This is a genomic window from Methanococcus voltae, assembly GCF_024807655.1.
GTDB lineage: Archaea > AGJL01 > Methanococci > Methanococcales > Methanococcaceae > Methanococcus > Methanococcus voltae_D.
On sequence record NZ_JANUCR010000001.1, the window covers coordinates 345,326 to 358,861 of the forward strand.

General features: G+C 28.5%; 10 protein-coding genes and 2 tRNA genes. 6 read left to right on the plus strand and 6 right to left on the minus strand.

The window, feature by feature from the left end:
• Nucleotides 1-36: 36 nt before the first annotated feature.
• Nucleotides 37-810, minus strand: coding sequence for a tungstate ABC transporter permease WtpB (gene wtpB / locus J3E06_RS01590; protein WP_013180569.1), 774 nt, complete (start codon nt 808-810; stop codon nt 37-39).
• A gap of 366 nt (nt 811-1,176) precedes the next feature.
• Between wtpB and hypB the strand changes: the two genes are divergently transcribed.
• Nucleotides 1,177-1,848, plus strand: a complete 672-nt coding sequence (gene hypB / locus J3E06_RS01595; RefSeq protein ID WP_013180570.1) for a hydrogenase nickel incorporation protein HypB — start codon at nt 1,177-1,179, stop codon at nt 1,846-1,848.
• A 130-nt stretch (nt 1,849-1,978) separates the two neighbouring features.
• Here hypB and J3E06_RS01600 read toward each other — a convergent pair.
• A tRNA-Val gene (locus tag J3E06_RS01600) sits at nt 1,979-2,055 on the minus strand.
• 61 nt (nt 2,056-2,116) lie between these two features.
• Nucleotides 2,117-2,193 (minus strand) — tRNA-Val (locus J3E06_RS01605).
• Nucleotides 2,194-2,492: 299 nt separating this feature from the next.
• Between J3E06_RS01605 and J3E06_RS01610 the strand changes: the two genes are divergently transcribed.
• From J3E06_RS01610 to J3E06_RS01625, 4 genes are all read left to right on the plus strand, one after another.
• The gene (locus J3E06_RS01610) at nt 2,493-3,548 is read left to right on the plus strand and encodes a nucleotidyltransferase family protein (protein ID WP_048187554.1); all 1,056 of its coding nucleotides are present in this window, start codon (nt 2,493-2,495) and stop codon (nt 3,546-3,548) included.
• A gap of 303 nt (nt 3,549-3,851) precedes the next feature.
• A complete protein-coding gene (locus J3E06_RS01615; protein WP_013180572.1) occupies nt 3,852-4,295 on the plus strand; it encodes a DUF356 domain-containing protein in 444 nt (147 codons plus the stop codon).
• A gap of 166 nt (nt 4,296-4,461) precedes the next feature.
• Entirely contained in the window at nt 4,462-7,623 is a 3,162-nt protein-coding gene (gene ileS / locus J3E06_RS01620; RefSeq protein ID WP_013180573.1) for an isoleucine--tRNA ligase, read from the plus strand.
• Nucleotides 7,624-7,862: 239 nt separating this feature from the next.
• Nucleotides 7,863-8,603, plus strand: a complete 741-nt coding sequence (locus J3E06_RS01625; RefSeq protein ID WP_013180574.1) for a TrmJ/YjtD family RNA methyltransferase — start codon at nt 7,863-7,865, stop codon at nt 8,601-8,603.
• 106 nt (nt 8,604-8,709) lie between these two features.
• On the opposite strand, the gene J3E06_RS01630 is transcribed toward J3E06_RS01625, so the two are convergent.
• Nucleotides 8,710-8,949 (minus strand): DUF378 domain-containing protein, encoded by a 240-nt coding sequence (locus J3E06_RS01630; protein WP_013180575.1) that lies wholly within the window; start codon nt 8,947-8,949, stop codon nt 8,710-8,712.
• Nucleotides 8,950-9,325: 376 nt separating this feature from the next.
• Between J3E06_RS01630 and J3E06_RS01635 the strand changes: the two genes are divergently transcribed.
• On the plus strand, nt 9,326-10,240 hold the full coding sequence (locus J3E06_RS01635) for a dihydroorotate dehydrogenase (protein ID WP_048187560.1): 915 nt from the start codon (nt 9,326-9,328) through the stop codon (nt 10,238-10,240).
• 28 nt (nt 10,241-10,268) lie between these two features.
• Here the strand turns inward: J3E06_RS01635 and J3E06_RS01640 are convergent, their stop codons facing one another.
• Together J3E06_RS01640 and J3E06_RS01645 are read right to left on the minus strand one after the other, a co-directional pair.
• On the minus strand, nt 10,269-11,165 hold the full coding sequence (locus tag J3E06_RS01640; RefSeq protein ID WP_013180577.1) for a PHP domain-containing protein: 897 nt from the start codon (nt 11,163-11,165) through the stop codon (nt 10,269-10,271).
• A 265-nt stretch (nt 11,166-11,430) separates the two neighbouring features.
• A complete protein-coding gene (locus J3E06_RS01645; protein WP_013180578.1) occupies nt 11,431-13,191 on the minus strand; it encodes a bifunctional ADP-dependent NAD(P)H-hydrate dehydratase/NAD(P)H-hydrate epimerase in 1,761 nt (586 codons plus the stop codon).
• Nucleotides 13,192-13,536: the final 345 nt, after the last annotated feature.

A 13,536-nucleotide genomic window follows, 5' to 3' on the forward strand; every position in this document is an offset into this window, starting at 1 on the left:
ATTTTTTACGCTATTTTACCATTAATTTTTAGATTATTAATGTTTAGATTTTTTATGTCTTACAAGTCTAAATATTGTAAATAAAAGGATACTTACAACAATCATTACAACTGAGATTGGTTTTGAAGAAGAAAGCCCAAATTGATTAAATCTATCCATAATAAGCACAGGTGTCGTTTTAGGGAAATAAGCAACTATTAAAATCGCCCCGACTTCACTTAAACCTCTTGCATATGTCAAAATACTTCCAGAAACTAAGTTATTCTTTATGATTGGAAGGGATATACTAAAAAATGTTTTAAATCTTGAAGCTCCCAAGGTTCTTGAAACGTGTTCCAATTCCTCGTCAACCATTTCAAAACCATCTCTTGCACTATTTATCATAAATGGAATGCCCACATATAACATTACTGCGACAATGCCCCAAAAGTTATCTACGATTTTTAAACCTGCGTCCGTTAAAAATTCACCTATTGTACTCCCATAGAAAAACGAAAGTATCATAATACCTACAACAGAGTGCGGTATCGCCATAGGAATATCGATTATACTCTCAATTAAGCCTTTTCCTTTAAAATCGTTTCTTGCAAAGATGTATGCCAAAGGCACACCAAATATTAAAGCAAATAGTGTACTCATACCTGCGGCTTTTAAACTTACTTCAAGGGATTTAATAACCTCTTTATCTACTATAGCAGCAGAAACATCTCCAGGATTTAATAACATCGTTATCAAAGGTAAAGATACGAACAATAATATAAATATCGATGCAGATAAGAATACGGCATAAAAACTTTTATCTATCTTCATAGTATCACAAACAATGGAAGTTCTATTATTCAAATTTAAATTATCGGAAAATATGTACTTAAACCACAAACTTTATTCAGTTTTTAATTATACTTTTTAAACTATATGAAAGTTATCATTAATCATTAATTTTAAAAGCAGTTTAATAGGATATAATTAATAATATTATTAAATACATCGATTATTTATAAAATAAAAACTAAGATAATTAAATACCCTAAATAATTATTAAATAATCTAATAACTAATTTAAAAATAATCTACCATATTAATAAATAAATGAATAACTAAAAAAATGAATAATATAAATAACTAAAAGAAGATATAACAGATATTTTAATTACTAAATTTAAATTTGGTGATATTTTGCACTTTGTTGATGTTTTGACAGTTGGAAAGGATTTATTAAAAGCGAATAAAAAAAATGCAGATAAAAACAGAAAATTATTAAAAGAGAATAATGTTGTGGCTTTTGATTTTATGGGTGCAATTGGTAGTGGAAAAACCCTATTAATCGAAAAATTAATCGAAAATTTAAAAGGGGAATATAATGTCGCTTGTATTGCAGGAGACGTTATTGCAAAATTTGATGCAGGTAGGATGGAAAAACACGGTGCTAAGGTGATTCCATTAAATACTGGTAAAGAATGCCATTTGGATGCTCATCAAATTGGTCATAGTTTAGGGGATTTAGATTTAAAAAACATAGATATCGTATTTATTGAAAACGTAGGCAATTTGATATGCCCTACAGATTTTGATTTGGGAACTCATAAACGGATAGTTGTAGTAAGTACTACAGAAGGCGATGACACTGTTGAAAAACACCCTGAAATATTTAAAACAGCGAATTTAACAGTTGTTAATAAAATTGACCTTGCAGAAGCAGTTGAAGCAGACCCTAAAAAGATGGAAGCAGATGCTAAGTTAATAAACCCTGAAATGGATGTTTTATTAACCGCCATCAAAAAAGATGTTGGATTTGAAGATGTTGCTAAGTATATAAGAAAAAATATTGAAGAACAAAGAAATAACTAATAATTACATATAATAAAAAAAATTATTTCTATTTTTTAAGTTTTAAGTTATAAATTTTAACGTATATTAAAATTGTATACATATATAGTCATATATCTAAATTAATAAATATAATATTCTAAAATAAAAATGGTGGACCTAGCCGGATTCGAACCGGCGACCCTCGCCTTGTAAGGGCGATGTCATAGCCAACTAGACCATAGGTCCATTTTCTTGTTTATATTGTATTTTAAGTATTATAATCATTAAATGCAACTGAATCTTAAAATGGTGGACCTAGCCGGATTCGAACCGGCGACCCTCGCCTTGTAAGGGCGATGTCATAGCCAACTAGACCATAGGTCCCATCTAATTCATCAATTTAATTGCAAAATAACAAAGGCAATTATAATATATAAATGTTTCGGTTTTGCTTATATAAGTAGCTATTCAATATATAAACAAGATACTTAGATATATTATAATTAAAATATTGATAAATATTTGATATATCTAAAAGTTTGGAGTTGGATATTATGGATATAGAGTTTAATTTAAAAAATTTTGAAAATTATATGATAGATATTAATAATATCCGAAAAGAAGCTGATTATTGCACGAAAGGGGAAGTTAAAGGGAAAGAAAAAAAAATAACTGCAAATTTTATGAATTTTAATTCAGACTCTAAACTACAGGAAATAATAGAAGAACTTAAAGATTTAAAAAATAAAAAAAGTGAAACTTTAAATGGGGGTAATGGATACAAAAAAGACTCTGTTGTCGTTGATTTTACAGAATATAATCCATTACATAATGGACATAAATATTGTATGGATTTTGCAAAGAAATTTGGGATTTTTATATGTGTTGTGCCCGGACCACTTGAAAGAAGCGGTAGAGGAGTTCCTTATTTATTAAATCGTGAAATACGTGCCAAAATGGCAATTAAAGCAGGTGCTGATTTAGTTGTAGAAGGTCCTCCTATGGGTATTATGGGCTCTGGTCAGTATGTGCAATGTTTAATTAAAATGTTCTGTAAACTTGGCGGTGAAATAATACCTCGGGGCTATATTGACGAACAAACGATGAATAAAGTAATATCTTGTATTATCGATGGACACCATATAAAAATAAAACCATATAAGATATCCTGCATAGAAACGGGTGAAGTTTTGGGCGAAAAATTAGAAATAGATAATTATGTAATAGCCTCGATGTCATACACAATTTACAAACTTAGAAAATTGCTTAATAACTACGAACCTAAATTTAAATTTATAGAACGAATTGAAGGAATTAGTGGTACTAAAATACGTGAAGGGATTTATGGCAAAAAATATGGGGGAAATTTCGATATTTTAAGAAAAATGGTTCCGGATACCACTATTTCTATTCTTGAGAATTTATTTAAAAATTATGATATGGACGAAATAATTTTAAAAAGATACGAAGATAGGATTTTAGACATCGTTAATGATGATAAATACGATATTCGACAAATTATTCCTGAAAAAATGGCTAATGCAGTATATTCTCGTTCTAATTATTACGAAAGTGTCGAAGAAATTAAAAAAGCTCTACCCTACGGATTTACGAAAAATAGTAATGAAAGAATACTTACTAAGTTAGAAGCAGGGATTAAAACAGAAGATATTTCCAGATACATAGATAATTATCCACAAAATATAAAAATTCTTGAAAATTCCTTGGATTATATTTAATAGAATATCCTATAAAATTATCGATTTTGACGATTAATTTTAAGTATTGTTAATTGATAAATACATTCTTATTATATTAATAGCAAGTATTTTATATATAAAATTCCAAAGATAAATAAACTAATATATATTTAAATACTGATGAATAAATTTGAATAAATTTGAATATTCGATATAAAATAATTTAAAAGTAAAAATAAGATAATTGATTTTAAGATTTTTTGTTTTATTTTTATACATAGGTTAAGATGAAATAATGAATAAAGTTATTTTCTCTTAGTCAAACTAAACACGGTGAAAAGAATGGTATTGTTACTTATAAGGGGAGACAGCTACGAAAAAATAAAAAATGCCTTAGCAGATGTACATAGACATGCTAAATTAACAATTGTTGGAAAACCAAGAATTATGGTACCGGAAGCAGCTGATGAAATTTTAGAGTACATTGTCGGAAATATTAAAAAACCTTGTAAAAAAGCTTGTCTTGTCAAAATTGAAGAGAATGCCCCACGTTCAATTGACAGAATTAGAAAAATACACCCTCCAGCACATATTGTAATACTTAGTGAAAGGCACGAACCTTATTCTTTCTTAATAGATGATTTTCCTAAAATGCCTATGTTAAAAGGATATTACAAAAGCAAAGCCATACTTGATAATGAAAATGAAGAAAGTAATGAAAAATCTGAAAAAAATACTAAGTCTAAACAAAAAAATACTAAAAATACTAAAAATACTAAAAAATAATAAAGATTACTAAATATTACTAAATATTACTAAAGATTAATAAAAATAAATTAAATGTTATTTTTTTAATTTTATAAATCGTATATATCATATAAATCATATAATTAATACAAATTAGATACTTCTTATAAATTATTATAATTAAAAATTATTTTAGGTGATTTTAATGAAATCAGTAGGCGGACTGGATTTTGTTGAAATGGATAAATCCGTTAAAGAATTTTGGGAAAAAAATAATACATATCAAAAAGTTAAAAAGTTAAATGCAACTGCTAATAATCCAGATTATTATTTTGTTGACGGACCTCCTTATTGTTCAGGTGCTATACATTTGGGTACGGCTTGGAATAAAACTATAAAAGATACTGTTTTAAGATTTAAAAGAATGGAAGGTTTTAACGTTTCAGATATGGCAGGCTGGGATATGCACGGTTTACCTATCGAGGTTAAAGTTGAAAACGAGTTTAAACTTTCGTCAAAGAAAGATATTGAAACAAAAATCGGAACACAAGTATTTATCGATAAATGTAAAGAATTTGCACTCACCCATAAAGCAAATATGGAAAAACAGTTTAAAAACTTAGGTGTTTGGTTAGATTGGGAAAACGCATATATGCCAATTAAAAAAGAATATATGGAAATGGGTTGGTGGACACTTAAAAAAGCTCACGAAAAAGACCTTTTGGAAAAAGACCTTAGAGTTGGATACTGGTGCCCAAGATGTGAGACTTCACTTGCAGAACACGAAGTAAGAGGAGAATATAAAGACGTTGTTGACCCATCAGCTTATGTAAAATTCCAATTACAAGATAATGAAAACGAATATATCATTATTTGGACCACTACCCCGTGGACATTACCTTCAAATTTACTCGTAGCTGTTGGAAACGAGTTCGATTATGCAAAAGTAGAAGTTTTAAGAACTGAAAATGATTCTAATGAAACGAATAAACAAATTTGGATTATTGCTGAAGCCTTAGTTGAAAGTGTAATGAAAAAAGCTAATAATACGGCAGAATACCAAGGCAAAACACTTGAATATAATGTAATCGAAACATTCAAAGGTAGCGAATTAGTTGGTAAAAAGTACATACATCCATTTATGGAAGAAAACGAAAGACAAAAAGAATTCGCTGAACTTGAAAACGCACATATGATTGTAGAAGGCGACCACGTAACAATTGAAGGTGGTACTGGCTTAGTACATACAGCTCCTGGATTTGGTGAGGACGACTTTGTAGTTGGTAAAAAATATGGATTACCTGCTTATGCCCCATTAGATGATAACGGAAAATATACGGAATCTATATGGGAAGGTTTGTTCATTAAAGATATGGATGAAAAAATAGTTGATGTGTTATCCGAAAAAGATTTATTAGTAAATTATGGTAAATCAAAACACTCATATCCACACTGCTGGAGATGTAAAACACCATTATTATTTAGGTCAACTGAACAATGGTTCTTATCAATTTCTAAAATTAAAGATAGCATTATGGAACACGGCAAAACTGTTGGCTGGACACCTAATTGGGTTGAAACTCGATATGTAAACGGTGTTAACTTTGTTGGAGATTGGAACATTTCCAGACAAAGATACTGGGGTATTCCATTGCCTATTTGGGTATGTGAAGAATGTGGAAAATACGAAGTAATCGGAAGCATTTCCGAACTTGAAGAAAAATCAATCGAACCTGTTAAACTTGATGACATTCATAAACCATCAGTAGACCCTGTTAAAATTAAATGTTCCTGTGGTGGAGTGATGAGTAGAGTACCTGACGTATTAGATGTTTGGTATGATAGTGGTCTTGCACCATATGCGAGTATTGGCTCAAAAGAACTTAAAAAAGCTGATTTCATTACTGAAGGACACGACCAGGTCACAAAATGGTTTTACTCACAACACGCACTTAGTGAACTTGTATTCGGAGATATCCCATACAAAAAATGTTTAATGCACGGTTTCACCTTAGATGAAAAAGGGGAAAAGATGAGTAAAAGTCTCGGTAATATCGTTAATCCTGACGATGTTATTGCAAAATACGGAGCAGATATCCTCAGATTCTACCTTTTAAGTGCAAATAAGGCCTGGGAAGATTTAAGATTTGCATATTCAGAACTTGAAGAAGTTAGAAGTATGTTAAATACACTTTGGAATTCGTATTCATTCTCTGTAAACTATATGACACTTGACGATTTCGTTCCAAATATGGATTATCTTGAAAACTGTAGGGTAGAAGATAAATGGATATTGAGCAAGGTAAATTCACTTGTTAAAACATCTATGGAAGCACTTGAACAACCATTCTTACACACTTACACGTGGTCAATTAGAGATTTCGTATTAAATGATTTAAGTAGATGGTACATTAAATTGATTAGAGATAGAACTTGGCAAGAAAAAGACAGTAAAGACAAATTAGCTGTTTATCAAACTTTATACTATGTATTATTAAAGTTAGTAATGATTATGGCGCCTGTCGTTCCGCATATCTCTGAAAAGATTTATCAAAACCTTAAAGTTGAAAAATTAGGAATGCCTGAAAGCGTTTCAATGCTTAGAATTGAATATGAAGAATCAATGATTAATGAAGAGCTTGAAAACGATATCTCATTAGTTAGGGAAATTGTAGACGGTTTATTAAGGGGTAGAGATAAAATTAAATACACTCTTAGATACCCAATTTACAAAATAATATTACCTGAAGAAATTAAAAATTCAGTTGAAAAATATGATTATATTATCAAAGAACAAGGTAATGTTAAAGAAATTGAATTTAAAGAATTTGAAGGAAATATAATTGTAAAACCTAACTTTAAAGAGCTTGGAAAAATATTCAGAAGCGACGTTCCAAAAGTAGTTGCATTTATTAACTCAATCGATGGAAAAGAATTAAAAGATGCACTTAAAAACGGTTCATATGTTGGAGAATTTGAAATTAAACCGGAATATGTTGAATTCAGAGTGGAAATTCCTGAAAACATAGTCGGTATTGAATTTTCAAAAGGAAACTTCTATATTCATAATGAAATTAAACCAGAATTAATTAAAGAAGGTTTGGCAAGAGAAGTAATTAGAAGAATTCAATCTATGAGAAAAGACCTTGACTTAGAAGTAAATGAAAAAATAAGTGTTTTATACTCTGGAATCGAGTTTAATGAAGACTTATTATCCCATATTGCTAAGGAAGTTAGGGGTAATTTCGTAAATGATTCAGAAATTGATATCGCTGATTCTTCAGTATATACTCAAGAATGGACAATTAAAACGCCTAATGAAGAAACTTACGACTTAAAAATAAGTGTTAAAAGAATTTCTCAATAAATTACTAAATAAATATTCTTTTAACCCTATATTTTACTTATATTGTATTGATACATTATATTAATTTATATTAATTATATCATTTATTTTGTACAAATTTACTATTTTATAATGTTTGAATTATAAAGTATATTATATCTTATTATAATTATTATAATTATTATAATTATTATAATCAGGATTATTGTTATAATTTTTATAATTGTAATTATGATTATTATTTTATAAAGTGTGAAATTATGAAAACTACGGTTATACTAGTGAATCCAAAATACAGCGGAAATTTGGGGGCTATTGCAAGAACTATGATGAATTTCGATACTTACGATTTAAGAATCGTTCAAAACAAATTGGGGGAAAAACCAGAAACGATTTTAAATGATGAAGCTTTTATACGTGCTGTCCACGCCAAAGAAATACTTGAAAATGCCAAATTTTACAAAACACTTGAAGAAGCTTCTTACGATATTGATTATCTTGTAGCCACTACAGGCGCTGTTTCAATAGGCGATAAAAATATTAAAAGAGTACCGATGACACCTCGAGAATTGGCTGAAAAAAGTATAAGTCTTAAAGGTAATTTGGCTATTGTATTTGGTAGGGAAGACGATGGACTTAGAAACGAAGATGTAGAACTCTGCGATTTATTAGTTTCAATTCCAACCTGCTCTAATTATCCTATAATGAATTTATCGCACGCAGTGTCTGTTATTCTTTATGAATTGTATTCTATTAGTATTGGAAATGCAATACCTTACGATACGAATGTTAAAGAAGCATCAAAAGAAGATAAAGATATATTATTAAGTATATTCAATGATTTTGTAGATAAATCATTAATTCAGGAACATAAAAAGCCAATTTGTAAAACAATATTTAAAAGAGTAATTTCTCGAGCTTTTGTAAGTGGTAGGGAAGCTAATTCACTTATGTGCGTATTTAAAGATAAGGTAATTGGTTCGACTAAAAATAATAGATAAAAAAATAAAAAATATTTTAATTATATTTTAATTGTATTTTAAAAATATATTCCCAAATTACTTTTTTAGTATTTTATTTAGTATTGATTAGCGTTTATTTTTATATTTATTCACTTGTTTTATATGCGTAATATATCATATAAAGAGCAGATAAACCTACAAGAATGTATACAAGTCTTGCTATCATGGAATTACCCATAGATATGATTTGTACAAGGTCTATGTTTAAAGCACCCACTAAACCCCAATTTAAGCCACCGATTATTACCAAAAAGATAGCAAGTTTGTCTACCCATGTTTTATGATGTGCCATATTTCGCATTTTGGATTCTACTTCCATCTCCATAATATCCCCTCTAACAATATTCAGTAATGTATCGATTAATACCGTTATTTAATTTTGAGATGAAATTATCTAATATTATCTAATGAATAGTTTAGTTAATTTATTTTATTTCACTATAAATTATAAAAATTATTCTTTAAGTAATTATCTATTCAAATATATTAATATATAATGGGCACAAAAAAGTAAAATTACAAATAATATAATTAAGCTGAATAATTATAAGAAATAAATAGTATTAATACAAATAAATAAATAAATGGAATTTAACTTTATTAATAATCTACTGAATGATATTAGAAGTTGGTTAAATTTATACTAGGGTGATAATTTGTCAAACTTTAACATTAATGTTGGAGAAAATAATATAAACAATATTTTAAACTTAAATTTATTTGGAATTAACTTTAAAAATCCTGTATTCTTAGCAGCGGGTGTTATGGGAGAAACAGGTTCTGCAATGAGGCGAATAGCTAAAAATGGCGCTGGTGCAGTTTGCACCAAATCAATAGGAATTGAAAAAAAGCCTGGGCATAACAATCCTACAATGGTTGAAGTAGAGGGTGGATTCTTAAATGCTATGGGATTACCTAATCCAGGGATTGACGAATACATTGAAGAAATTGAATATGTTAGGAAACAAATGCACGAATTAGATGTAAAAATAATCGGTTCGATATATGGTAAAAATGAGAAAGAATTTGCCGAAGTTGCGGAAAAAATTGTCGATTATGTTGATTTAATTGAATTAAACATCTCTTGTCCACACGCTGGAGGAGGTTATGGTTCATCCATTGGTCAAGACTGTAATTTAAGCCATAAAGTGGTATCTTCAGTTAAAAATTTATCAGATGTGCCTGTTGTAGCTAAATTAACACCTAATGTAACAGATATAAAGGAAATTGCTGTTAGTGTTGAAGATGCCGGTGCTGATGGGATTACTGCCATTAATACACTTGGTCCGGGTATGGTAATTGATATAGATGCCAAAAAACCTATATTGGGTAATATATACGGAGGAATGTCTGGAAAAGCAGTTAAACCAATTGCGATTAAAAATGTATATGACATCTATTCAGCTGTAGATATCCCAATTATTGGAGTAGGTGGCATTACTACAGGTCGAGATGCTATAGAATTTATGATGGCTGGAGCCTCCGCTGTTCAAGTAGGTACTGGGGTATACTACAGAGGATATGATATATTTAATAAAATAAACGATGAAATAAAAGAATATTTACTTAAAAATGAATTATCAATGAACGATATAATTGGATGTGTCCACAAATAAAAAATAAAAAATAAAATAAAAATTATATTTAAATTCTATAAGTTTCTTTATATTTTGCTTTTGCTTTTCTTTTAAGATACATATTTCCCGCTAAACCAGCTACTAACGGTAATGGCGTTCCTATGTATGCCATACCACAAAAAGCACCCAAACATTTTTTAAATCTTGTAGTTTGGTACTTTAAGATGTTGTCTTCTTTTTTACGGAATGCAGAATTAAATAATGCCTTTTCTGATGCATAAACAATATTATAACTCCATAAAATAATATCTGATAATGGCGTAGGATTTCCGTGGAAAGATGTTGTTCTTGACTTTATAGACTTATATAAATCATCTGCAGTCTCTCCATTAAATTTAGTGTATCCATTGCCCACCATTCTTGCTATGTGTGCATCACTGTTTCCCAAAAATGCAAAGGATTTCTTATGGTAGTTCTTAAGTACTTTATCTAATGCAATGTTGTTAACAATGCCATCCCTATGGTATGCGTTGTATACTTCAACACCGTCTAAGTCTAAATCAAAGATTTTATCCCCTACTGCATGACATATTGGGCTGTAAGGGTGTGGACAAATCGCTAAACCGCCTTGTTCGTGTATTAAATCGATTGTCTCTTCAGCACTTAAAAATTTAGGTATTTCTTCATTTAAGTACAAACCTAAAATCTCCCCGTCATTTGTCATCACTTCACTACCTGCCACTACGTCGACGTCATATTTTTTTGCAAATTCTTTTGCTTTTAATCCACCCTGAATAGTATTATGGTCCGTAACAGCAACTACGCTTAAACCACGTTTAGCTGCACATCTTACTATTTTTTCGGGTTCTTCCACTGAATCAGGGAATTTTAATCCCATATATCTCATTAAACCGGAATATTTAGAATGAGTGTGCAAATCCGCTAATGAATTATAATCTTCCATAAATTCCCTCTTTTGTAAATTAAATGTCATAATTCTTTCTTAAATTTGTAAATGTTTATATATCAAAATATTTTATTTTTACAATATTTTGTTATTTTTCTAAAGTTTTTGTCTTAAGTTTAGTATATTATTATATTAATTTCATAAATTAATAACATACTTTAATTTTCTACGTTATTTTTTACTAATTTTTCTATCCTATTTATGATTATTTGTTGATTTTAGTATATATAATATGTAGATGTAAATGTTGGTGTACAGAAGATTAAATTATATATTTGTATAATATTTTGGGCAATATTTTTATAATATCTTTCGAATTATAATTATATCCAATTTTGTCGTATAAATAATCACCAGCAAGTCCATTTACAAAGATTCCAGAACAAGCGGATAAATAAGGTTCGTTTTTTGTAGCAAAACCTGCAATTAATCCTGCAAGGATATCGCCCGTACCCCCTACGGTCATTCCTGCATTTCCAGTCATATTCAATTTTATATTATTTTTATTGAAAACAATATCAGTTTTACCTTTTAAAACGATATTTAATTTATATATTTCAGACAAATCTTCCAAAATTGGCTTTATATATTCAAATTCACCTTTATGAGGTGTTAAGATTACCTTTTCGTTGGTAAACAATTTTAGTAATAATTCTTTGTTTGAATTATCTATGACGTTATGGATATTGTTAGTACCATTTGCGTTATTGAAATTATTTGAATCATAACTTTCAAAATCTTTCGGATTAAGTAATTTTATTGCATCTGCATCAATTATTAAGGTAGGGAAATTTTCACTATCCGTATTGCTTAAAATTTTGTTTAAATATTTCTGTAAAAACTCCCTTGTTTCAGATTTTAAGCCCATTCCACAACCCAAAACTATTGAATCATAATTTTTAGAGATATGTGCCAATTCTTCAACGTGATGTTTGTTAAAATAATCTCCCCCAAATTCCTTAATCATTAATTCAGGATAATTTTTCACAGCAGGCACTACGGGACTTACAGTTGCTACGGTCATTATATCCACAACTTTAGAAGCAGCTAATGCTGAAAAAATAGGAGCTCCATAATAATCCTTAGAGCCTCCAATTACCAAAGTTCTGCCATTATTTCCCTTATGAGACTCTTCTTCTATCTTAGAAAGGGCTTTTAATTCTCCTTTACCTATCAAATAATTCATATATTTGGGAATTCCTATTTCTTTTAGTACTGTTTTTTTAGGATTATTTAAAGATTTTTTGTATTTATGAAAAGCTATTATTTTATCAGCAGTTAAACCTTTTGTTTCAGCATCTATACTAATTATATCAACGTTTTTATTATAATTTACATTATTTTTTATAGAATTTATGTATTCTACGCATAAATCATAAGGATATTTTAAATTACCAGATATACCAGTGCCTAAAAGAGCATCTACAAATAAAATCTTTTTATTATTAGTATTATTATTATTATTATTATTATTATTAGTATTGCTATTTTTAATGTTATTATGGTTAGTATTATGTGTTTTAATTAAATTATCCAACTTATAAGTTATTTCTTGGAATAAAGCTTTTTGGTTATTTGAAATATTTTGAATATTTTGAATATTTATATTTCCAAATTTATAAATATTTTTTATAAATTCAAAATTAGCCTTACTTTCAGAGGTTTTAATTTCATTTTCATTATTCAAAATAACGACATTAACTTTATACAACTTCGACAAATGCCGAGCAAGTACAAAACCATCTCCTCCGTTATTACCCTTGCCACAAAACAAATATATTTCGTCATAAGATGTATTTTTATCTTGTTTTTCCCAGTTTATTATCTCGTTATATACTTGTATTCCTGCATTTTCCATTAAAATGTGTTTAGATAATCCATAATATTCGCAATTATTATCAATAATATTCATTTCGTCAGGTGTTATGTATTCTTTTTGAATTATCTTAAATTTTTGCTCAAAATTTTTTAATTGATTTATTATATTATTATCTAAATCTACTGTAGTATTGTTTAAACCCATTTGACCACCTTATATATATGATTAAGTAATTTATTCGTCATTTCACGATAATTAGACTCTGAAAACCATAAATAAAGCTTATATACTAAGTAATACTATCTAAATGTACATATGTAATTCATGCTATATTATAACATATATCCAATAAGATAATTAATTATAAAATTAGATTATCAAAATAAATATAAAATTTTGAAAATAAACTTAATTAACTGATAATTAGTTAATTTAGTCCTAAGGGCATGACGATATAATATTATAATTAGTATAAAACTATATATTTAAATTAATATTGCATGAATGAATATATAATAACTTAATTAAGATATAATACACATTAATCTA

Excerpts from the sequence above, each read along its gene's own strand:
- wtpB (WP_013180569.1), bottom strand. The coding sequence starts at position 810 with ATGAAGATAGATAAAAGTTTTTATGCCGTATTCTTATCTGCATCGATA.
- J3E06_RS01610 (WP_048187554.1), top strand. The coding sequence starts at position 2,493 with ATGAATTTTAATTCAGACTCTAAACTACAGGAAATAATAGAAGAACTT.
- J3E06_RS01615 (WP_013180572.1), top strand. The coding sequence starts at position 3,852 with ATGGTATTGTTACTTATAAGGGGAGACAGCTACGAAAAAATAAAAAAT.
- ileS (WP_013180573.1), top strand. The coding sequence starts at position 4,462 with ATGAAATCAGTAGGCGGACTGGATTTTGTTGAAATGGATAAATCCGTT.
- J3E06_RS01625 (WP_013180574.1), top strand. The coding sequence starts at position 7,863 with ATGAAAACTACGGTTATACTAGTGAATCCAAAATACAGCGGAAATTTG.
- J3E06_RS01630 (WP_013180575.1), bottom strand. The coding sequence starts at position 8,949 with ATGGAGATGGAAGTAGAATCCAAAATGCGAAATATGGCACATCATAAA.
- J3E06_RS01640 (WP_013180577.1), bottom strand. The coding sequence starts at position 11,165 with ATGGAAGATTATAATTCATTAGCGGATTTGCACACTCATTCTAAATAT.
- J3E06_RS01645 (WP_013180578.1), bottom strand. The coding sequence starts at position 13,191 with ATGGGTTTAAACAATACTACAGTAGATTTAGATAATAATATAATAAAT.